The sequence below is a fragment of the Monoglobus pectinilyticus genome (assembly GCF_002874775.1).
In the GTDB taxonomy this organism is placed as follows: Bacteria; Bacillota; Clostridia; order Monoglobales; family Monoglobaceae; genus Monoglobus; species Monoglobus pectinilyticus.
On sequence record NZ_CP020991.1, the window covers coordinates 859,812 to 881,875 of the forward strand.

The following is a 22,064-nucleotide window of genomic DNA, read 5'->3' on the forward strand; positions in this document are numbered from 1 at the left end:
ACTCTATCCTATACCGTAAAGAATTTTTACAGCTTCGGCACGCGTCACATTATTATTAGGTCTGACAGAACCGTCTGTATAACCGCTCATTATACTCTGAGTCAGCAAAAGCTCAATGCTGCTTCTCGCCCAGTCCGGTATATCTTCTGCGTCCACCGCTGAAACCGGAGCCGCATAAAGACCTGAAGGCATTAACCTTGCTGATGCAACTGAATATTCCGACCTTTTAATATTAGATGAAGGCGAGAAGAAAACCCTGTCCCCATCCTGCTGACCTGTCATTATACCTAATGAGTACATCGCCTGAACCTGCATAAAGGCCCAATCAGGTATTTCATCTTTATCAGCGTAAGGAAGCTCAACTCCACGGTAATTATAAACGTTTAATCCCAAGTAATTGCTTATCATACAAGCAAATTCCGCTCTTGTCATATTTTTGTCCGGTCTGAAAACAAACCCGTTATCCGTCTCATATCCTGAAACAACCTTGCGTTTAGTCATATATGAGATATAATCCCTTGCCCAGTGTTCATTCGTATCCTCAAAAATATTGGTTAATGCAGAAATATCTCCGACGCTCAAGGTTTTATAAGCACTGTATCCCTCATCATCCGTTACGGATACAGATATCAAATGAGGATTATTTAAAAAATCCTCAGGGTAAACATATTCGACAGTCATAGTTTCAGGAGAAAAACTAAACTTGGTTTTAACTCCGTCGACAGTCATTTTAATATTGTCCTCGTCTATAATCCCATGTGTTCCGAATATTTTAGCCACAAAAGCATTTCCGGTATTTGAACTTGTTATCGTCGGATAATCAGTTTCCAAAGGACGAGGTGTGGAGGTCGGTATCTGTTCCGGTCCGGCTGAAACCGTAAGATTTACAGAAGCCGAGACCGAACCCGCACTAACATTTATAGTTCCCGTTCCGCTTACATTGCCGGGAATAAAGGTTCCGTCAGCTGAAATTGTTCCCAAATTCTCATCACTGACGCTCCAGCTATACGCTTCGTCTGAATCTGTCAAGTTAATATTCTGATATACCGAGTCAGCTGTTAAATAAACTGTCTGCCCTGATGAAACTGACAAAGACGACACTTCACTGCCATCTGATTCATTTTTAATAACAATACTGTCAGGGTTTGAAACTGAATGAAGCATAGTACTGCCATACGCCTCTCCTGTAACTGCTGAAAAATAAACATCCCCATCGCCGTACAATGTTGCATAACCGTCATTGTTTATAACGGCCTGCCCCACAGTTGTATTATCCGACTCAACAGAATAATAAATTGGCTCGGTTATTTCAGCTTTTCCGTAAGATTTGTCAATCGCCGCTACCCAAACGCCTACACTGCTGCCCGACAATACATATTCTCCATATGGATATGTCAGCAGTTTATAAGGTATGCCGTCCGGCGGATTCATCTTCTTTAAAAATATAAAGTTAGCGCATCTTCGTAATCCTTCAGACGGGGAATTTAAAATCTTAAACTCAGTGGTTTCAGGCAAAGTCCCTCCAAGCTGAGTGCTTCCTCCGCCGTCCAAATTTACTGCGTCAACACATCCAAGTTCCAAAAGTCTGCGTGCCAAAGTTTCTTTTCTGACTCCATAGCTATACCCCGGCTGCCTGCCGTCTATAGTATAAAATATTATCGAGCCATCCGCCTTTATTCCTACAGCGCTTCTCGGCGCCGCGCTGTCGTCCTCATAATCCAGCTGTCCGTTCCGAAGCAATGTTCCTCCCAGACAGCCTGTGCCGTATACTGCGCTGTTCCAACGTGCGTCGCCTGTCACTTCATTTGCGGCAACAGTAATGGTCTGACCTATATATAGCTGATTTAAACGGTCTTTTACCTCATCCGCGACCCTGTCATCTACACTTATTACCAATTTTCCGTCAGGTATTGCCACTGAACCGTTATCCGAAGTGATGGACTCAACAGTTGCCGTAAAAGGCTGTCCCAGCGAAAAACCGCCGCTCACATTTCCCAAGACAACATTGGTACCGCTGCCTTCCGCATTGGTGTAATCTCCGAATTCATCTGTATAAATATACATAACATACGGCTGACGGTATTTATTTAAACATTCTATATCAAACAGCGTGCCTTCCGGTGTTTCAACAGATATATAAATTTGCAGAGGCGAAATAAAGCCTGTGCCGTCCGCATTAAAACCCACTCCTGTCAGCTTTTCCTGGTCAGACGTCAGAACCTTTCCGTCCACAATTGTATCACTCATAGGCACGCCGGTTTGGAAAGAGAAAAAATCAGCGTTCATACCCATAGCCGCAAAAATTCCCTGCTCATTTAAATATTCATTAGCTTCAACAGAAGTACGTTTTCCAAAAACCTGGTCTCCATTAGAAACTATAGGCAGAACATCGCTGTTTGGTATGTATTCAAAATAATTTTCAGTCTGCTGTCCAACACTGTCGCTCTGAAAGGTATTCCTATTATAAGTGGTTCCCTGGGCGTACTCAGTTTCAGTATGAGTTGTTTGCTCTCCCAGCACAGACGCAAAAGCAGACATTGAAGAAAAAATCAACATTCCAGCAGTTATACAGGACATCAACTTAACCGCAAACCTGTTTTTCTTTATATGTAAACCGGGTTTTTGTAAATAATTCCCCATTTATTATCAATCCTTTATATTTATTATTGTTCACGCAGGGCTAATTATAGCATAACACCGCATTGTTTTCAAGGTGCAATTTAAATAATTCAGAAAGCAAATCCCAGCAATATACTAGGTCTTTTTTCTTTTAAATACTAACAATAAACATTTTTTGTTCATGTAATGTATATTTTAATCCCTATAGCACAAACTTAAATTAGAATAAGAAAGGAGTGTTAAAAATGTTTAAACATGAAAAAATACTTTTCCATCCGGTCAGCGTTGAGAAACCAAATCCGCAGTATGCAGCGCTTTTGCAGGAACAGCTGGGCGGAGCAAACGGCGAGCTCAAAGCCGCTTTGCAGTATATGTCTCAAAGTTTCAGAATAAAAGACCCGGAAATCAAAGATTTGTTTCTTGATATAGCAGCTGAAGAACTGGGGCATATGGAAATGGTAGCGACCACAATAAACATGCTTAACGGACATGACGTAGATTATGAAAAAGTAGAGGCAGGAGAAATACAGTCACACGTTCTTTTGGGTCTCAATCCCGGACTTATAAACGCCTCCGGATATTCATGGACAGGCGATTATGTAACAGTAACCGGCGACCTGTGTGCTGACTTACTATCAAATATAGCGTCAGAACAGCGTGCAAAAGTCGTTTATGAATACCTGTACCGTCAGATAGATGACAAATGCGTTAAAGAAACCATAGACTTTCTTCTAAACCGTGAGGAAGCTCACAACACAATGTTTAAAAAGGCATTTAACAAAGTGCAAAACACCGGTTCAAACCGTGACTTTGGAACTACTAAGGCGGCTAAAATGTATTTCAGTATGTCTGAGCCGTCTCCGGAAGACAATCAGTTCAGCAATGTCGGCGAGCCTCTTAACTCATTCAGTTAATAAAATCTAAAAAATAAAAGAGTCCGAAAGGACTCTTTTTATATATGTCTGTCTAAAACGCCAAGTTTGCTTTGCCTGTATTCGGAAAACTTTCCATTATCCAGAGCAGAACGGATTTCTGCCATCAGATTATTATAAAAATAAAGGTTATGAATAACCGCCAGTCTCATGGCAAGCATTTCATTTGCCTTGAAAAGATGCCTGAAATATGCTCTTGAAAAATTCCTGCATGTGTGACAACCGCAGTTAGGGTCAACGGGTCTGTCGTCTCTCTCATATTTAGCATTTCTTATGTTCAGGATTCCCTCAGATGTAAATATAGTGCCGTGACGGGCGTTTCTGCTCGGCATAACGCAGTCAAAGAAGTCAACGCCCCGGTAAACCGCCTCAATTATATTTATGGGAGTGCCTACCCCCATAAGATATCTAGGCTTATCCTCGGGCATATATGGTTCAACCGCTTCAATAATATTATACATGTCCTCTGTGGATTCCCCGACTGCCAGTCCGCCGATTGCGTAGCCGTTTAAATCCAAATCAACTATTTGTTTCATATGCTCAATTCTTATATCGCGGTAGGTACTGCCCTGGTTGATACCAAACAGCATTTGGTTTTTATTTATAGTGTTATCCAAACTGTTTAACCTTGCCAACTCATCTTTACACCTTTTCAGCCAGCGAACTGTCATATCAGCAGAATCCTGAGCATACTGCCTTTCGCACGGATTTTCAACGCATTCATCAAAAGCCATCGCTATAGTTGACGCCAGGTTGGACTGTATACGCATACTCTCCTCGGGGCCCATAAAAATTTTATGTCCGTCAATATGAGATGAAAAATAAACGCCCTCTTCTTTTATATTCCTGAGTTTTGCTAAAGAGAAAACTTGAAATCCGCCGCTGTCGGTAAGTATCGGTCTGTCCCAATTCATAAACTTATGAAGCCCGCCCATGTCGCGTATAACTTCGTCGCCCGGACGAAGATGCAGATGGTAAGTGTTTGAAAGCTCTACCTGACAGCCAATATCCTTTAAATCAAAAGTATCAAGCGCGCCTTTTATTGCCGCAGCAGTGCCAACATTCATAAACACAGGGGTCTGAATAGTTCCGTGAACAGTCTTGAATTCCCCCCGTCTCGCTCTTCCATGCTTTGATATCAATCTATACATATATCTACTTTCTCCCGGTTAAAATTTTACTTGAGCAGCATTGCGTCGCCAAAACTGAAGAATCTATATTTTTCTTTAACAGCCTGCTCGTATGCCTCAAATATATTTTCTTTCCCTGCAAACGCCGATACCAGCATTAACAATGTTGATTCCGGCAAATGAAAATTAGTTATTATAGAATCAGTCACCTTAAACTTATATCCCGGATATATAAAAATGCTGGTGTCTCCTATCTCAGCTTTCATTGTTCCGTTATCTTCGGCAACAGTCTCAAGAGTTCTCACAGACGTTGTTCCAACAGCGATAATTCTGCCGCCGCTCTTTCTTGTTTCATTTATTATATCTGCCGCTTCCTGCGAAACCTCATAATGTTCAGTGTGCATAACGTGTTCCTCAACATTTTCAACCGAAACTGGTCTGAAAGTTCCCAAACCAACGTGCAGGGTTAAATAAGCGGTTTTAACGCCCTTATCTTTTATATCTTCAAGAAGTTCGTTGGTAAAATGCAAACCCGCAGTAGGAGCGGCGGCAGAACCTTCAATTTTAGAATAAACAGTCTGATACCGTTCTTTATCTTCTAGCTTTTCTTTTATATACGGCGGCAGCGGCATTTCTCCCAGCTTATCCAAGAGTTCTTCCCAAACTCCATCGTATTCAAACCTTACAATTCTATTTCCGTCAGGTCTTACCTCAATCACTTCAGCCTTTAACAGCCCGTCTCCAAACACGAATCTTGCTCCGGTTCTTGCCCTTTTTCCGGGTTTTAAAATAACGTTCCAAGTGTTTAAATCTATCCTCTTTAGAAGAAGAAACTCTATTTTACCGCCGGTATCTTCTTTCACGCCGTACAGTCTTGCCGGTATAACTCTTGTGTTATTCATAACAAGACAGTCGCCCGGATTCAAATACTCGATTATATTCCTAAAATTTTTATGTTCTATTTTTCCTGTTTCTTTGTCTAAGACAAGCAGCCTGGAACCTGCCCTATCCTTCAGCGGATGCTGAGCAATAAGCTCAGGCGGCAAATCGTAATAAAAATCCTTAGTTGTCATATTTAACTCAACTTACTCCAATCCTATATTAATATACTGTTGTAACTTCAGCGCCGCTGAAATAATGGGTCAGTATCTCATCATATGTATACCCGGCTTCAGCCATACCTTTTGCTCCATACTGGCTCATACCGACACCATGTCCCCAGCCTGAGCCTTTAAACGTAAACGAAGTATTAGCGCTTGATTCTTCATAAGAATCAGCATATACCTTTTGATACTGTCCGTTAGTTGTATAAAGAGATTCGCCCGAAAACTCACTCCTGCCGGAACTTGTAAGCAGTTCAAGCTGTGTCGGACGTCTTCTGATAAGTGTTGAACCGTCTGTCACAGAAACATAAGCCTGCCCCTGAGCGTCTCCGTCACCCACCACAGTAAACATTTGGCTCTTGGTTACAGTGCCGAACACTGTGCGGCACTCTTCCAATTCCAATGTTTTTATTGCAGTATTGCCGGTAACTCTCATCTTAATCACCCGGCCTTCAGGTGAATATTCAAGCACCTCTATTTTCTGCACATCGCCCACATCATATCCTCTGTTACGCATTATAGTAGATACTTCAGCAACTGTCAATACGCCGGACCAAATACCATTCGGAATATTTTCAGTATCTTCATAACTATTGTCAACGCTTATAAGATATGGAACCTCGTTGCCCCAAACATACTTAACATTTTCGGTGGTAGAACCCATTGACGCCGCATAGTAGCACTCGCAAAGCTCTCCGTTATATGTCATAACCTGTCCTGCCGTAGCGTCCACAGCGTCATATATAGACTGCGCTTCTCTTGACATACCGGTATACATTTGGCAATGCGTGTTCGCACAAATATCAAACCCATATGAAGAATGCTTGCCTAAATTCTGAGCAGCGTAATTCCTGGAGCACACCGCCTGGGCTTTTAAAGCCTCAAGAGGCCATGATTCGCTCATTTCCCTTGATACAACACCATATAAATACTGATCCATATTGACCACATTAATCACAGCTATTCCTGAACCGTCCTTAATAAAATTCAGGCTTCCGCGATATCCCGAACCATCAATTTCCAGTCTCTCTTCCCAAAAATCGGTATAAATAGGGCATATACCTATACCATTATTACCGGATTCAGAATATAATACATTACCGTCCAAATCAGATAACACAACCTGATTTTCAGCAATGCTGACTATAACATCGGTATCCTCTATAATTTTCTCCTCAGAAAAATCTCTGTCATTAAATACTCCTGCATAATATCCCCGTTCACTTGTGATTTTCACAGACGTTTTAGCCGACGAGCCGTAAAACAGCCCGACTTTAATATTTGACGGCACATAAACATCAGCAGACACAAAAGTCTTATATCCTGCAAGTGTGCAAAAAAACACAGCCAAAACAGTGAAAACAGAGAACAATCTAAAACCTTGCCGCTTAAAAAACATGAAATTATCCACAATGTGTCACCCCGCTTAAAAATATCTCTGTCAGTACAGCTAAACGCAAACAAATTTGAACGTTTGCCGCATGCCTGATATTATAACACATAATTCTACAAAAAGCCATATATATCTTTATTATCTTTTGTTAAATTTAATTTACGTATAATACAAAAAAGCATTTGACATAATTGTAATATTGTCATATAATTATGTATACCAATGAATTCAAGGAGGATTTAAAATTGAAACAGTATAATGTTGGAATTATCGGAGCCACGGGCATGGTTGGGCAGAGATTTATAACGCTGCTTGATAAGCATCCCTGGTTTAATATAAAGCTTTTAGCGGCTTCACCGAGAAGCGCAGGGAAAAAATATTCTGAAGCGGTAGGCGACCGCTGGGTCATGAAAACTGACATTCCTGACTATGTGTCTGAAATGGTTGTTTATGATGCTGCTAACGACATAGAAAAAATAACCGGTCAGGTTGATTTTGTCTTCTGTGCAGTCGATATGAAAAAAGACGAAATAAAAGCTTTGGAAGAAGCCTATGCTAAGGCTGAATGCCCGGTAGTTTCTAACAACTCTGCTAACAGACATACACCGGACGTACCTATGATTGTTCCGGAAATCAACCCTGAGCACGCTGAAATCATAGAAGCTCAAAGAAAACGTCTCGGAACCAAAAGAGGCTTTATTTCTGTAAAGTCAAACTGCTCGCTTCAAAGCTATGTTCCGGCGCTTCACCCTCTTATGAAATATGGAATAGAATCTGTTCTTGCCTGCACATATCAGGCTATTTCAGGCGCTGGGAAAACGTTCGAAAGATGGCCGGAAATGGTAGATAACGTTATACCGTATATAGGCGGTGAAGAGGAAAAAAGCGAAGTTGAACCGCTTAAGATTTGGGGAAAGATAGACGGAGACAAAATTGTTGAAGCCAGCTCTCCGGCTATTACAACGCAATGTCTCAGAGTTGCAGCAAGCGACGGCCATATGGCAGCTGTTTTTGTAAAGTTTAAAGATAAACCAACTATAGAGCAAATCAAAGAGGACTGGAAAAACTTCTCAGGCGTGCCCCAGGAACTTGAGCTTCCTTCAGCGCCGAAACAGTTTTTAAACTATTTTGAAGAACCTGACCGTCCGCAGACAAAGCTCGACAGAAACTTAGAGGGCGGAATGGCTGTTTCTATGGGAAGACTCCGCGAAGATACTCAGTATGATTATAAATTTGTTTGCCTGTCACATAATACATTAAGAGGAGCCGCAGGCGGCGCTGTATTAATGGCGGAACTGCTGGCCTCAAAAGGATATTTTGATTAATTAATTTTTTGAAAGAAAGGAACTTCTGTTATGAAAGAGCCTATTTTTACCGGAAGCGCTGTTGCCATAGTCACACCGTTTACTGAAACCGGAGTTGATTTTGACAAGCTTGAAGAACTTATAGAATTTCATATCGCAAATCAGACCGATTGTATTGTTATTTGCGGAACAACCGGCGAATCTTCAACTATGCCGGACGAAGAACATAAGTCTGTAATAAAATTCACTGCTGAAAAAGTTAACAAAAGGATTCCGGTAATCGCCGGAACCGGCAGCAACGATACAGCCCATGCAATAGAACTGAGCAAGTATGCTGAAAGCGTAGGGGCAGACGGACTGCTTATAGTTACCCCGTATTATAATAAAACAACTCAAAAAGGTTTATACCTTCACACCAAAGCAATTGCGGACAGCGTTAATATCCCGATAGTGCTTTATAATATCCCGGGCAGAACCGGCGGACTTTCATTCTCCCTGGATACATTAAAAGAACTTGCAAAAATTCCAAATATAAACGCTATAAAAGAAGCCACAGGCAATCTTTCATTTGTAGCAAATATTGCGGCGGAAACTGACCTAAATATATATTCAGGAAATGACGATATTATTGTTCCTGTTATGTCTTTGGGCGGTAAAGGAGTTATTTCAGTCGTTGCCAATATATTGCCGAAAGAAACGCATGATATTTGCAAACTTTACGAAACCGGAGAGACTGAAAAATCAAAGGAACTGTTTTTGAGTTTAATAAAGCTTATTAATACACTATTTATTGAAGTTAACCCTATACCTGTCAAAACTGCTATGAATTGTTTAGGATATAAGGTTGGTCCTCTAAGAATGCCGCTCTGTGATATGTCGGATAAGAATTTAGAGACTCTTAAAAATGTTTTAAAAGAAAATAATGTAAAGTGTTTGCTTTAATATACTAAAACAGAAAGACAGTGATACAAATGACAAATATACTACTAAGCGGCGCTAACGGAAACATGGGACGCGCTGTTACCAGAACAGTGGAAAATAATGACAAAGTCAAAATCACAGCAGGATACGACATAAACACGGTTAAAAACTCTGACTTTCCTGTCTACGATAATTTAGATGAAGTCAAAGAACCCTTTGACGTTATAATTGACTTTTCTCATCCGTCTGTATTTGACAGCATACTTGAATTCTCGGTTAAGACAAAAACTCCTGCTGTTATTTGCACAACGGGACTTTCAGGAGAGCAGATTTCAAAAATGAAGGCGGCTTCTAAAAAAGCGCCTATCTTTTTCTCAGCAAATATGTCTCTCGGCGTAAATCTTTTAATTGACTTGGTATGCAAAGCGGCGAAGCTGCTTGACGGAAGCTTTGATATTGAAATAATTGAAAAGCACCATAACCAAAAGCTTGACGCGCCAAGCGGAACCGCACTCGCAATTGCTGACGCTATTTCTGACGCAGTAAGTTTTGACACCGAGTATATTTATGACAGACATAATGTACGTAAAAAGCGTGATAAATCTGAAATAGGTATACACGCTGTCCGCGGCGGCACCATTGTTGGCGAACACGATGTTATATTTGCCGGCAATGATGAAATAATAGAAATAAAACACAGTGCTTCATCAAAAGAAGTTTTTGCTGTCGGCGCTGTAAAAGCCGCAGTTTTCATGAAAGGAAAGCCCTGCGGTATGTATGATATGAAAGATTTGATTGAGCAGTCTTAGTTTGAATGTATAAACCACATTTTATATATTGGAGGTTATCACATGATTAAAACCATCACCGATATTGAGTTTTTTCCGGAGGTTGCCATTGTTACATTAAATAATATTCCAAACACTCCGAGCAGTATTGCAAACATTCTCAGCGTTATTGCAGAGAACGGCATAAGCATAGATATGATTAGTCAAACCGAACCATACAAAGATAAGATAAACTTATCATTTACACTTTCTCAGGATGATTTGAGCGAGGTTATCGGGCTTACAGGAAAGTTTAAGTCTCTTGCCCCGTCTATTAAAGCCGACATAAACGGAAACAACACTAAAATCCTGCTGAGCGGTGATGGTATGAGGTCTGAGTCAGGCGTAGCAGCTGAACTGTTTTCGCTGTTTGCCAAAGAAAATATCCGCGTTAAGCTTATAACAACAGCTGAGACGGAAATCTCATGTCTTATAGATATAAAAGATGTTGAAGCTGCTAAAAAGATTCTTTTATAATAACTTAAATATTTAAAGAATCAGTATTTGAAGTGACTTTTAAAGATTAAACAAAAACAATATTAAATAAAATGAGTTCGGAATTATACCGGACTCTTTTTATTTAATTAATTGAGTATATCTTTAAATTATTAACTGCTCTATTAATAGAATTTATGAAAATACAATTTATAAAGCCGTTCATGTTTTCCACACCAAAATAATATATCAATTATATTGGATAGGAAACAAAAAACTGGGCAAAAAAGTTAAGGTCATGTAAAATAGAAAGTATAATATGTAAGAGCAGGAAACAGGTAGGATTATATATGTGTGCTAGTCGACCTGTTTAATTAGGAAATCATAGGTTACAGCGCAGGAAAGAACAAAGATGCTGCATTGGTAGTCAAGGCGTTTAGCAGAATAAATATAAATCCGGAGAAAATACAGATATTTCACACAGATAGAGGAAACGAGTTTAAAAACAGAACACTGGATAAAACGCTTGAGACATTCCACATAGACCGCTCACTGAGCAAGAAAAGGCTGTTCCTATGACGATGCGCAGCGGAAACCACATTTAAAATCATAAAGACTAAATTTGTAAAAGGTCAAGAATATGAAACATTGGAACAATGCGATATGAATTATCGGATTATGTAAACTGGTTTAACAATCACAGAATTCACTCATCACTGGACTATATGACCCCGAAAGAATATCGGCTTACTAACCTTAAATAAGTTGTCTAATTTAGTGTTGACTATCCACATTGAAGGTTTATCAAAACAAGTTACTTTGCATCACACCCACCTCGTATAATAAAGTAGTAGTTAATATTGTTCGATTTTAAGGGCATGTGCTATAATGTTATTAGATACTGTGGATTAGTTACACCCACCTACCACTTGATGGTTTCTTGAAGGCTCTAACCACAGTCTCTTTATACATTTGTTAATTAGTTAGATACCGCACGACGGTTTATTTAGAACGAGGTTACAATCGTAAAGAGTATCTGTGGTCTAAAAACAGTATCAAATATTTTTCAAAGGAGTTTTTAGTATGATTTTTGTTGGTATCGATGTTGCAAAGGACAAGCACGACTGCTTCATTTGCAATTCTGACGGCGAGGTTTTATTTAATGCTTTTACTATTCAGAACACTATAGAAGGTTTTAATTCTCTTTATCAAAGAATTGAATCTGTTTCAAAAGATTTTAACAAAGTAAAAGTAGGGCTTGAAGCTACAGGACATTACTCATACAATCTTTTGGGTTATCTTCTTGATAAAGGTTTGACTACCTTTGTTATCAATCCATTAAATACCAATCTCTTCAGAAAGTCTCTCAGCCTCAGAAAGACTAAAACGGATAAAATTGATGCCCATACAATCGCTATGATGTTAATGTCTAATGTAGACTTAAAGTCCTACTCAGATATATTATATCACAACGAAGAATTAAAGTCACTAACCAGATACAGATTTTATAAAGTTTCTGAAAGAGCAAAACTCAAAACCACTGTTTCCCGGCTTGTGAACATACTTTTCCCGGAACTTGAAAAACTTGTTCCTTCGCTGCATATAAAATCTGTCTATACTATGCTTTCAGAGTTCCCGTCAGCCCATCATATTGCAGAAGCCCACTTAACGAAGCTTACAAACCTGCTGCATACTGCATCTAGAGGCAGATATGGCAAAGATACTGCAATTGGTTTTAGGGAAGCCGCAAAAAACTCAATCGGTTCAGACATGCCAGCAAAATCTCTTGAGCTAAAGCATACCATAAAGCTAATACAAGAACTTACAGCAGAAATTGAGGAGATAGAAGCAGAAATCAAGCATATTATGGATAACATAAACACGCCTATTCTGTCTATCCCGGGTATCAGTTACACAATGGGAGCTATGATAGTAGCAGAAATAGGTGATTTCAGTAAGTTTTCATCTCCTGATAAAATACTTGCGTATTCAGGAATGTCACCATCAACGTATCAGTCAGGACAAATAACCAATAGCTATTCACACATGGAGAAACGAGGATCGCGTTACCTTCGGTACGCATTATACAATGCAGCAAAATATGTATGTCATTGGGATGAAACCTTCAAGAATTATCTAGCAAAAAAGCGAACTGAGGGAAAACATTACAATGTTGCAATATCTCATGCAGTAAAAAAGCTAGTGAGAGTAATCTATCATTTACAGAAAACGGGTCAGAGTTACCAAGCCGTTTGAGTTTATGTAATACTGTATTTTTAATATTATTTTTTTAAGCAATTTACTATTGCTTTATTTGACATACAATTTTCTAGTTTCCTTATTTGACCGAAAAGATTTTAACTTTTTTTATTTTTCTATTGACTTTTAATAGTTAGTCTGTAAAGGTGGGGTCACAGACGTGAATGCTATAATAAAACAAACCGCTTTGTATCACTCCCACCTTTCAGCTGGGGTCACAATTATAAGCCATACATATCGGCAAGTATTTTCTTTTCAATACTTGCATAATCGGTTTTGTTGGTGTCTTTATAATTATTAAATTTACTGTTTCTCATATCATCCTTTTTCTGTCCGCTTCTCTCCTCCCACTGAAGTATAGCTAGATAATGGTTATTATACTTATATCCCTTAAGCTCCAAGCCTTCCGAAAACGTCTCTATCCACTTTTCCCAGTCTTTAGGCAGCTTTTCTCTTAGCTGTTTAATCTCTTCTTCTGTTAATAACACATTATTGTATTTTCCATACTTGTGTTTTAACTCCTTGCACTCTTCCGCTTCCGGCACATCATTTACTTTACTTTTATTTACTTTACTTTCTTTTCTTTCCTTTATTTTACTTTGTGTAAAAATGTATACATTTTCTTCAGAAATGTTAACATTTTCGCCCTTTATGTATACATTTTCAAAGCTGTCGGGCACACTAATTAAAAGGTATTTCTTCTCGACTTCAAAACGCTTCCTTCTTGAGCACATTTTCATACATCTTTCCTGTATCCCTTTTGATGTTAGAATTTTGTACTTCTCATACAGCGTCCTGTCAAAAATACCTCTTTTAAATGCTGCGTTCAATATTTCAGAAACGGCATTGACACCAACCCCTGTTTTGTGGGAAAACATCAATGCAACCTCTTCATCAAATTCACAGTAATAACCTCTGCTGCCGTATATTCTCATCCACAGCTTAACGATTACCGCAAACCCTATTAACCCGAATTCTGCTTCTATAAGCTCCATCTTATCACTAAGATGCACGTCTAAAGGAAAGAAATCAAATGCTTCTTTTCCCATAAGAATTCTCCTTTGGAACAACGCTGCAACCCTATTTATACGAACGGCAACGCCACCCCTGTTACGGAACAACATTACAACCCGCCTTTTCAGCAAACGGTAATGCCACCCCAAATTTTATATTATTTTTTTTAAATTTACGCTGTCAGTTATTATAACCGCAAAACTGCTGTGAATTGTTATTTCGCATGACAGCGGAGCATCATATATATGAATCTATTATCATTGTAAATTAACTTTAGTGCCAGTGCGTGACATAGTATAATATACTTTAATTATCAATATATTTTATTAGTCTTAATTTACTTAAGTATCATATATAATTCTGAATTTAAGTTCTGATAAACAATTAATCCCCAATTTGGATTTAATCAGAAAAATCGTTTTTTATCGGTTATGCCAATTCCTAAATACTTTATTGCTTTATCCATAACACCATTAATTATTTTGTTTCATCTTTTAAATACATTTAAGTTTTAAAAAATACAGTGAAGTCAACTGTTTCTGATTTATGCCCGGCTGATTGGGTAAATGAAGATTTTTCTAAGATGCTGAATTTATAAAAAAATATAGTAGAAAGGATTATTGAGCATAGAATATTCTAATAATATAACCTGATACGGTATGGGAGAAAATTTTATATTTAATTATAATGACAAAAAATTTTTGTATAGTCTATGTTAAACTACAGAGTGAATTTTTAACATCCCTAATTTTTATTATTTTCAAAATTTATATCATAAAAGTATCAAATATTAAATTATTTATATATCTTCTTGTAGCCAAACATTTTTAATATGATATATTATTTCTGTAGATTTTATATATTAAACCATTTGTTATTCCAAGTATTTATAATATCCTCTTTATATTATTTACTATATTTTAATATAATTTTTTATTTTTTAACATTTTTTAAAAAATATATTGCTTTATATTACATTATGTGATATAAAATAAGTAACAGAAAAAAATAAACATATTTAGTATAAGCTTAAGAAATTAAACCAATTAAAAAGTTATAAATATAAAATTATCTCTAAAGATATAATAAAATTATATAGGTGCGAATGGTAAGCTCACATAAAATTGCCGGGAGGTTCGCACCATTAAAAACAATGATATATAATAAAAAATGTATGTAATAATTAATCTTATATTATATATTTTGCTAAAAAAGCAAAATATACTAGATTAAAGGAATACAAATATTATTTTTTATATATTTTTGCAGTCGCACCCCACAAGGGTGCGTGGATTGAAATTCTTTAACATTTTTGTTAATAGGTGGCGCACTTTTGTCGCACCCCCCTCAAGGGTGCGTGGATTGAAATAAATAAATCCGTCTTATGACAGTCTATTTGGCTACAGTCGCACCCCACATGGGTGCGTGAATTGAAATGATGTATCATCTGCGTACTTATTAGGAGACGTAGGTCGCACCCCTCAAGGGTGCGTGGATTGAAATAATTTCAAATAATGCTATATCCTTTAAATTTCCATGTCGCACCCCTCAAGGGTGCGTGGATTGAAATGCAAAATCTCTGTATAAGCGTATAATCGCTATACACGTCGCACCCCTCAAGGGTGCGTGGATTGAAATGGACAATATTATATGGTGCCTTATGAAACAACTGTTGTCGCACCCCACATGGGTGCGTGAATTAAAATTCGTTAAGTATACCCATTTAACAGAAAAAGCTTGAAAATCCGTCCCTGCACGGGTGCGACTGTGGATTGAAATGTAAAAATATTAGCAAAAGAAATAGATAAAAACTTTATTGGCATTACTGCAAGTAACAGTATGAAGATAACAAATAAATCAAAGCATTTTATATTATTGGTGATATGGCCGGCTGAGCAAAAACGTAATACTGTAATTATGTATTAGACGTGCTTCAGAATCCTGCAAAATTAGGTGATATTAGAAAGTTGAAGCATAAGAAAAGCCAAAGATTTATTGACGACTTGTTAACGCCTGCCGTTAATCATGATACTCAAGTGTTAATACAGGTTAAACCAACGACCGGAAGGAAGAAGTTTAAGTGATGATTATTACTGAGAAACAAAAAGAACTTGTGAAAAAATATTTGAAAAAGTCATATACTGATATTGATTTACTATTGACCGAATTAGATGATAAAATAACAGAAATTGGTTTTGATGAGAATTACGACATTAATGAAGAGGGCATATTATTGCAAAGATTATATGATGACCTCTACTATCAAAATTCTGAAATATAAATAAGCTCCGATAAATCGGGGCTTTTTTGCCGCACCATTGCAGGGGTGTGAATTGAAATCATAATATATTATAATATCAAGTTTAATTTATTTTTGTTGTTCACTACATGGGTTTGTGAATTGAAATCTCTTTCAGGACGTGTGTAAACGTTTTTTATTTTGCCGCCATCTACATGGATGAGTGAATTAAAATATTTATATAAAATTCTCCTTTATTAATGTAATATAAAAATATTATACAGATTAAAGTAAGTATTTTAGTTGATATTTTTTACGTTTGATGTTTTTACTTGCCTATAACGGTGATAAAACAGACGGCGGCAAGTACCGCTCTTTGTTATTGTTCCGGAGCTGGCTAACATTAGTCAATTCTTTTGCTTTGTTGGCAATATCACCAATGAATTCCCTATCTTTAGCCGCACCCGTGTAGGTTCGTAAACTGAAAAATTCATACCTAAAATAACACGGTTAAAAGCTTTGTGATGATGTGGATTAAAATAATATTGCAATAATATATATTGTATAAAAGACAATCCGCATCTGCCCGGGATACTTGAGTTGAAATAAATTTAATCAAACTTGTTCACTCAATCAAATTCTGCCCTGTCGCACAAATTTATGCGAATTAATATACACAATATCAGAAATAAAAAATCATCAATCCAAACTGTGTGCGTTAATCTGAATTTTTTATATCCCCAAATTGCTTAACACTTCAAACAGCCGTTTATATATAAGATTGAAATGAAACACAATTAAAAAGTCCTACAAATATATCACTCACGGCTACCGTAGATTTACTTGCAGTATATCGCTAACATAAATCTATTACAACACCCCCATATAATTTATAAACATCTATTTTTCATTTTAATACGGCTGTCAATTTTTTTAATTCACGCTTATAAAGAAGTGCATACTAAGATAACCCCTTCGCATTTGGGAGTGTTGTTTAAGTTAAATTTTGCAGTCTAACCAACTTAAAACAATAAATAACTACGGATATATCCTCAGATTATACGACTAATACCCATTTTATCAATAAATACAATATCATAATATGAACTGACACAATAAAGCAGATACTAAAATTTAAAACAGCAGATATGTCAATCAAATGTCATCTGTCGCAAACTTTGAAAATCAGTAAATTAAAAATATGATTTATAACAAAAAATTTGAAATAATTATAGGATATAGTTGGATATTTGATATACCATGATAAGATTGTAAAGATTCAGATATACAGATACAAAAGCAATTATATATAAAGAAGTTAATAAAAAAATTACCGCCTATAAAAACGGTAATCTTGAAAACACGGCAAAGCACAAAATATTATTGATAAAATTGCAATTCTAAACAATTTAAATATCTTGCATTTCATTCGGCAATTTCAGGGCTCCTGCAAAACCGCAGGTTTTGTAAAAAAATGAGAAGCGGCGGAACGGACAATTGTTTTTTTGCATAAAAAAATCGGAGCAAGCAAACTTACCCCGATAATATTGGAGGCGCCACCCAGATTTGAACTGGGGAATAAAGCTGTTGCAGAGCTCTGCCTTACCACTTGGCTATGGCGCCTTATTTAATTATATTTTTGTATTCTATAATTATGCACACATTTTAAAATTTTTATCCTGCTTTAATAATTATGATAAAAGACGCAAAAATATGCGTCTTTTATCAGTTGGAGCGGAAGACGAGATTCGAACTCGCGACGTTCACCTTGGCAAGGTGACGCTCTACCACTGAGCCACTCCCGCAAAAAATGGTGCCTCCGGGCGGAATCGAACCACCGACACGGGGATTTTCAGTCCCCTGCTCTACCGACTGAGCTACAGAGGCAAAACAGCTTAATTTGCTTAAGCTGTAATGGCGATCCGGATGGGGTTCGAACCCACGACCTCCAGCGTGACAGGCTGGCATTCTAACCAACTGAACTACCGGACCACATATGGTGGGAACAATAGGGCTCGAACCTATGACCCTCTGCTTGTAAGGCAGATGCTCTCCCAGCTGAGCTATGCTCCCATATGTTAAAAAGATAGTGGTGGGAACAATAGGGCTCGAACCTATGACCCTCTGCTTGTAAGGCAGATGCTCTCCCAGCTGAGCTATGCTCCCGTATCTTTTCGTGTGCCGCACTTAACAGCAACATCGATTATTATACTAGTTGAAAGACCAAAAGTCAACGCATATATTTCCGATTATTTTCGATTAAATTAGTAATGATTGATATTTTCTCTTTTTTTCTCGCTGTTTTATTAAAATACTTTTATTTTCATGAAATTTACATTTTTATCATTTTAACTATATGCGGTGATTTTAATTTAATTCTGTTAATTTATATATTTTATAATTTTGTTTATGTGTATATCTGCTGTCAGCCGCCTGGATAAAACAAATTTATTTCTTTAACGAAAAAATTTGTAATAAAAAGGATTATGACAAACCACAATAAGTGAATATTCACGCCCTACCGATGTTCACCATAAACACCGCATTAGATAATAATTTATATAAATATGTGGTTTTACATACTTCGGAAGTAGGGACGCAATACGTCACAACTAAGTAATTTATTATAGGACAACTAAGTTAATTATTGGCGCTTAAAGTATATATAACATTATATGGTTTGTATGACATACACTTTTATTTAAAAGTGTAGCCACAATTGACGTTGAAGGCTATAATAAGACAAGCCGCTTTGTATCACACCCACCAAAGTTGGGGAATATCACAACTAAGTGATTTATTGACATTTTAGATTTAATGGTAAAGAGATATTGTGGCGCACACGCACCTTTCAGGTGCGGTCGCAGTCACACCTACCGATATTCACTATATACACCGCATTAGATAATAAATATATAATTGTTCTATGATAATTTATATAAAAATGTGGTTTCGCAAGCTTCGGTAGGGCTGTGACCACACTTTTTAAGAAAAGTGTGTGTTATACTTACATACTCATTTCTTTACAACCTACAAAGTCTGTGACCCCACCAGTATGGTGGGTGTGATACAAAGTGACTTGTTTTTGTCAGCCTACAATGTCAATAATATGAATACGCAAATATTAATATGTATACTCAATGAAGATGAAATCTGCCTCGTAAGGCGCGCAGTCATGGATGAATTTGCAATTAAAAAGGATTATAACAACTTTCCATAAGTAATTCACGCTACGCGTGAGATGACGGCTCACCTAACGCGGCGCATAAATGCGCCCTACCGATGTTCACCATATACACCGCATTAGAGAATAAATATATAATTGTTCTATAATAATTTATATAAAAAAGCAGTTTTGCAAGCTTCGGCAGAACTGTGACCACACTTTTTAAGAAAAGTGTGTGTTATACATACTCATTTCTTTACAACCTACAAGGTCTGTGACCCCACCTTTGGTGGGTGTGAGCCATAGAAACTTGTTTTGATTAACCTTCAATGTCTGCGACTACACCTGTAGTGCAGGTGTGATACAAAGTAACTCGTTTTGATTAACCTACAAGGTCTGTGACCCAGCCTGAAAGACTGTCTATAAATCTTATTTTATTATTTATATTGTACGCAGGCGCTTTTATACGTTCTAGTATAGGATAGACGCACATATAATCAACTGAGGTGATTTATGTGTTTTTTGCTGTTAAAAAGAATAGTTTAATTTTAATAGGATTAGGTACGCTTATGGTGATTGCCGCCATTTGTATAATGATTTTCGGCTTAAATGACGACCCTGCTGTTACTACTAATGCGGAAGTAAGCGGAAAAGTTATTGTTATAGACGCAGGACACGGCGGTGTTGACGGCGGCGCGTCCGCAAGCGGAATTCTGGAAAAAGACATAAATCTGGCTGTGGCGCTGAAACTCCGCGATGTTATCAACTCTGACGGAAACACCGCGGTTTTAACCCGTGACAGTGACGAAGTTAAACTGCTCAATAACACCAGCGGCAAATATGTCAAAAAAGACGACCTGTTATATAGGTTATCGCTGATTGAAGATTCCGGCGCTGATTTATTTATAAGCATACATATGAACAAATTTGAAAATCCAAAATACAGCGGCGCTCAGGTTTTTTATTCACAGAACAGTGAGGACAGCAAAAAACTCGGAGAGCTTATACAAGCGTCTTTAATAAATAATCTTGACAACAACAATAACCGGGTCGCCAAAAAGAACGAAACCGGGATATATATTCTGAAAAACGCTAAAGTTCCGGCAGCGTTGGTTGAATGCGGATTTTTATCAAATCCTGAAGAATTAAAAAATCTGACAGATGAAGAATATCAAAAAAAACTTGCAGAAGCAATTTATACCGGAATATGTGAATACTTTAAATAGAATTATAAAAAATCAAATAGAATTATCAAAAATATCCGCCGAATACATCACCTTATTTCTCCGGCGGATATTTTTTGTCTTTCCAATACCACCACTTGAGTTTTTCCATATCCCGCTCCTCATTTTCAGCATAATACACTGCCAACCTGAACACATACAGAAGGCACGGATCGGATTTGATCCCTTTTACAGCCGCGTCTCTTAGATATAAATCCTCAGGGTCTCTGCCCTTTAAATCATTAACACAATTTATACCTATATCTATTAAATCCTGCTCTATTGATTTCCCGACGCCGGGAATATTCCTTAAATCAGTTTTCATACTTCTCATTCCAATCCTCGCCGCCTGTTATTTTGTTATGTCTAAAAATTCGGCTCCTATCAGCTCCGCCAGCTTTCCTGGAGCCATTTTAATCTGTACTCCCAGTCTGCCGCCGCTGAATATTATCTCTTCCCGCTCCTCTGCCGTCAAGTCTATCACTGTTTTAAACTGCTTTTTCATACCGATTGGACTGCATCCGCCCCTTATGTAGCCGGTAACCTTCGTTATATCCTTAACATGTATCATCTCAAGCGATTTTTGCCCCACAGCAGCCGCACATTTCTTTAAATCCAGTTCTTCTGCCACCGGAATGACAAACACAAAATACTCGTGATTTTTGCTCTCTGTCACTAACGTCTTATATACGTCCCTTAAATCCTGACCCAGCTTTTCAGCTACCGAAACCCCATCCATAAATCCATCGCTGTCATAGAATACAGCCTCAAAATTTATTCCCGATTTCTCCAATATCCTCATAGCGTTTGTTTTAACTTGCTTTTTCATCCAAAGTGCCTCCCAACAATTCGTTTTTTGATGCCTCAGCAGCATAATCTTTTATCAAAAATGGCGGCAGGATATACCCCGCCGCCATAAATAACATTACTTTAACGCCTGATAATACTTAACCAGCTCTTCCACAGCACTGTCGGTTATATGGTCGCGGTTATTTTGTATATCCTTTAAAAGCTCCTTATTATCCTCATACTCCGCCTGAGCCTTAGAATCGAAACTTTCGTCCGGGCTGACACCTTGGCTAACGGCTTTTCCAATTCCAAATCGGACTATATTCAATATCCATTTATAAACTCCGCTCAGCCTTTCCGTATTAACTCCGCCCTGAACATAATAAAACGGCTTATCAATATCATTTCTCTCAATCAAGCTTTGTATAATGCTGTCCGTGCCTTTGCACATACCAACGCCGCATATCAGCTTGATATCAAAAAATCCTTTAGCTTTTTTATAGCCAATTATTTTGTTAGCCCTTATCCAGCCAAAGAATACAATATTGCTGTTCCTGCCAAGCCCTTTTATATTCTTAATGTCATAACACGGCACTCCCAAACGATTTGAGAACATTTCCGCACATTTTTTGGCATGACCGGTATGAGAGCAATATACAACCGCCTTCAAACCTCCGCCCATTGATACATTATCCATATTAGCCCCCTAA

At 37.6% G+C, this 22,064-nt stretch carries 16 protein-coding genes, 6 tRNA genes and 1 pseudogene; 9 read left to right on the top strand and 14 right to left on the bottom strand.

Annotation, left to right across the window (positions count from 1 at the left end):
• Positions 1–3: 3 nt before the first annotated feature.
• Complete coding sequence (locus B9O19_RS03915; protein ID WP_102365201.1) at positions 4–2,640, bottom strand: S-layer homology domain-containing protein; 2,637 nt, start codon at positions 2,638–2,640, stop codon at positions 4–6.
• Positions 2,641–2,864: 224 nt separating this feature from the next.
• Between B9O19_RS03915 and B9O19_RS03920 the strand changes: the two genes are divergently transcribed.
• The gene (locus B9O19_RS03920; protein WP_102365202.1) at positions 2,865–3,533 is read left to right on the top strand and encodes a manganese catalase family protein; all 669 of its coding nucleotides are present in this window, start codon (positions 2,865–2,867) and stop codon (positions 3,531–3,533) included.
• Between the two features lie 38 nt (positions 3,534–3,571).
• Here B9O19_RS03920 and tgt read toward each other — a convergent pair whose 3' ends face one another.
• From tgt to B9O19_RS03935, 3 genes are read right to left on the bottom strand one after another with little or no spacing between them, the layout of a single operon-like run.
• The gene (gene tgt, locus B9O19_RS03925) at positions 3,572–4,702 is read right to left on the bottom strand and encodes a tRNA guanosine(34) transglycosylase Tgt (protein WP_102365203.1); all 1,131 of its coding nucleotides are present in this window, start codon (positions 4,700–4,702) and stop codon (positions 3,572–3,574) included.
• A 26-nt stretch (positions 4,703–4,728) separates the two neighbouring features.
• Positions 4,729–5,754, bottom strand: coding sequence for a tRNA preQ1(34) S-adenosylmethionine ribosyltransferase-isomerase QueA (gene queA, locus B9O19_RS03930; RefSeq protein ID WP_102365204.1), 1,026 nt, complete (start codon positions 5,752–5,754; stop codon positions 4,729–4,731).
• A gap of 28 nt (positions 5,755–5,782) precedes the next feature.
• Complete coding sequence (locus B9O19_RS03935; RefSeq protein ID WP_154058612.1) at positions 5,783–7,195, bottom strand: SpoIID/LytB domain-containing protein; 1,413 nt, start codon at positions 7,193–7,195, stop codon at positions 5,783–5,785.
• Between the two features lie 227 nt (positions 7,196–7,422).
• Here B9O19_RS03935 and asd point away from each other — a divergent pair, with 227 nt between their 5' ends.
• The 6 genes and pseudogenes from asd to B9O19_RS03965 all read left to right on the top strand — a co-directional run bounded on the left by asd (position 7,423) and on the right by B9O19_RS03965 (position 12,920).
• Positions 7,423–8,502, top strand: coding sequence for an aspartate-semialdehyde dehydrogenase (gene asd, locus B9O19_RS03940; RefSeq protein WP_102365206.1), 1,080 nt, complete (start codon positions 7,423–7,425; stop codon positions 8,500–8,502).
• A 30-nt stretch (positions 8,503–8,532) separates the two neighbouring features.
• Entirely contained in the window at positions 8,533–9,423 is an 891-nt protein-coding gene (dapA, locus tag B9O19_RS03945; protein WP_102365207.1) for a 4-hydroxy-tetrahydrodipicolinate synthase, read from the top strand.
• Positions 9,424–9,452: 29 nt separating this feature from the next.
• The gene (gene dapB / locus B9O19_RS03950; protein ID WP_102365208.1) at positions 9,453–10,211 is read left to right on the top strand and encodes a 4-hydroxy-tetrahydrodipicolinate reductase; all 759 of its coding nucleotides are present in this window, start codon (positions 9,453–9,455) and stop codon (positions 10,209–10,211) included.
• Between the two features lie 42 nt (positions 10,212–10,253).
• Complete coding sequence (locus B9O19_RS03955) at positions 10,254–10,706, top strand: ACT domain-containing protein (protein ID WP_102365209.1); 453 nt, start codon at positions 10,254–10,256, stop codon at positions 10,704–10,706.
• Positions 10,707–10,982: 276 nt separating this feature from the next.
• Positions 10,983–11,428, top strand: a pseudogene (locus B9O19_RS11990) (IS3 family transposase); the annotation flags it as partial.
• Between the two features lie 319 nt (positions 11,429–11,747).
• Positions 11,748–12,920 (top strand): IS110 family RNA-guided transposase, encoded by a 1,173-nt coding sequence (locus B9O19_RS03965; protein WP_102365211.1) that lies wholly within the window; start codon positions 11,748–11,750, stop codon positions 12,918–12,920.
• A gap of 224 nt (positions 12,921–13,144) precedes the next feature.
• On the opposite strand, the gene B9O19_RS03970 is transcribed toward B9O19_RS03965, so the two are convergent.
• Positions 13,145–13,972 (bottom strand): DUF4373 domain-containing protein, encoded by an 828-nt coding sequence (locus tag B9O19_RS03970; RefSeq protein ID WP_158648908.1) that lies wholly within the window; start codon positions 13,970–13,972, stop codon positions 13,145–13,147.
• Between the two features lie 2,045 nt (positions 13,973–16,017).
• Between B9O19_RS03970 and B9O19_RS03975 the strand changes: the two genes are divergently transcribed.
• Positions 16,018–16,218, top strand: a complete 201-nt coding sequence (locus B9O19_RS03975; RefSeq protein ID WP_154058614.1) for a hypothetical protein — start codon at positions 16,018–16,020, stop codon at positions 16,216–16,218.
• 1,506 nt (positions 16,219–17,724) lie between these two features.
• Here the strand turns inward: B9O19_RS03975 and B9O19_RS03980 are convergent.
• The 6 genes from B9O19_RS03980 to B9O19_RS04005 all read right to left on the bottom strand — a co-directional run bounded on the left by B9O19_RS03980 (position 17,725) and on the right by B9O19_RS04005 (position 18,342).
• A tRNA-Cys gene (locus tag B9O19_RS03980) sits at positions 17,725–17,799 on the bottom strand.
• Positions 17,800–17,906: 107 nt separating this feature from the next.
• Positions 17,907–17,981, bottom strand: a tRNA-Gly gene (locus B9O19_RS03985).
• A 6-nt stretch (positions 17,982–17,987) separates the two neighbouring features.
• A tRNA-Phe gene (locus B9O19_RS03990) sits at positions 17,988–18,063 on the bottom strand.
• Positions 18,064–18,091: 28 nt separating this feature from the next.
• Positions 18,092–18,168 (bottom strand) — tRNA-Asp (locus tag B9O19_RS03995).
• Positions 18,169–18,173: 5 nt separating this feature from the next.
• Positions 18,174–18,249 (bottom strand) — tRNA-Val (locus B9O19_RS04000).
• 17 nt (positions 18,250–18,266) lie between these two features.
• Positions 18,267–18,342, bottom strand: a tRNA-Val gene (locus B9O19_RS04005).
• A gap of 1,515 nt (positions 18,343–19,857) precedes the next feature.
• Here B9O19_RS04005 and cwlD point away from each other — a divergent pair.
• Positions 19,858–20,568 (top strand): N-acetylmuramoyl-L-alanine amidase CwlD, encoded by a 711-nt coding sequence (cwlD, locus tag B9O19_RS04010; protein WP_102365214.1) that lies wholly within the window; start codon positions 19,858–19,860, stop codon positions 20,566–20,568.
• Between the two features lie 52 nt (positions 20,569–20,620).
• Here the strand turns inward: cwlD and B9O19_RS04015 are convergent, their stop codons facing one another.
• The 3 genes from B9O19_RS04015 to B9O19_RS04025 all read right to left on the bottom strand — a co-directional run bounded on the left by B9O19_RS04015 (position 20,621) and on the right by B9O19_RS04025 (position 22,051).
• Positions 20,621–20,899 (bottom strand): helix-hairpin-helix domain-containing protein, encoded by a 279-nt coding sequence (locus B9O19_RS04015; RefSeq protein ID WP_330400559.1) that lies wholly within the window; start codon positions 20,897–20,899, stop codon positions 20,621–20,623.
• 18 nt (positions 20,900–20,917) lie between these two features.
• Positions 20,918–21,394, bottom strand: coding sequence for a Cys-tRNA(Pro) deacylase (gene ybaK, locus B9O19_RS04020; RefSeq protein WP_102365215.1), 477 nt, complete (start codon positions 21,392–21,394; stop codon positions 20,918–20,920).
• Between the two features lie 96 nt (positions 21,395–21,490).
• On the bottom strand, positions 21,491–22,051 hold the full coding sequence (locus B9O19_RS04025) for a hypothetical protein (protein WP_102365216.1): 561 nt from the start codon (positions 22,049–22,051) through the stop codon (positions 21,491–21,493).
• Positions 22,052–22,064: the final 13 nt, after the last annotated feature.

Coding starts and splice junctions, on each gene's coding strand:
- B9O19_RS03915 (WP_102365201.1), bottom strand. CDS start 2,640: ATGGGGAATTATTTACAAAAACCCGGTTTACATATAAAGAAAAACAGG.
- B9O19_RS03920 (WP_102365202.1), top strand. CDS start 2,865: ATGTTTAAACATGAAAAAATACTTTTCCATCCGGTCAGCGTTGAGAAA.
- tgt (WP_102365203.1), bottom strand. CDS start 4,702: ATGTATAGATTGATATCAAAGCATGGAAGAGCGAGACGGGGGGAATTC.
- queA (WP_102365204.1), bottom strand. CDS start 5,754: ATGACAACTAAGGATTTTTATTACGATTTGCCGCCTGAGCTTATTGCT.
- dapA (WP_102365207.1), top strand. CDS start 8,533: ATGAAAGAGCCTATTTTTACCGGAAGCGCTGTTGCCATAGTCACACCG.
- dapB (WP_102365208.1), top strand. CDS start 9,453: ATGACAAATATACTACTAAGCGGCGCTAACGGAAACATGGGACGCGCT.
- B9O19_RS03955 (WP_102365209.1), top strand. CDS start 10,254: ATGATTAAAACCATCACCGATATTGAGTTTTTTCCGGAGGTTGCCATT.
- B9O19_RS03965 (WP_102365211.1), top strand. CDS start 11,748: ATGATTTTTGTTGGTATCGATGTTGCAAAGGACAAGCACGACTGCTTC.
- B9O19_RS03970 (WP_158648908.1), bottom strand. CDS start 13,972: ATGGGAAAAGAAGCATTTGATTTCTTTCCTTTAGACGTGCATCTTAGT.
- B9O19_RS04015 (WP_330400559.1), bottom strand. CDS start 20,899: ATGAGAAGTATGAAAACTGATTTAAGGAATATTCCCGGCGTCGGGAAA.
- ybaK (WP_102365215.1), bottom strand. CDS start 21,394: ATGAAAAAGCAAGTTAAAACAAACGCTATGAGGATATTGGAGAAATCG.
- B9O19_RS04025 (WP_102365216.1), bottom strand. CDS start 22,051: ATGGATAATGTATCAATGGGCGGAGGTTTGAAGGCGGTTGTATATTGC.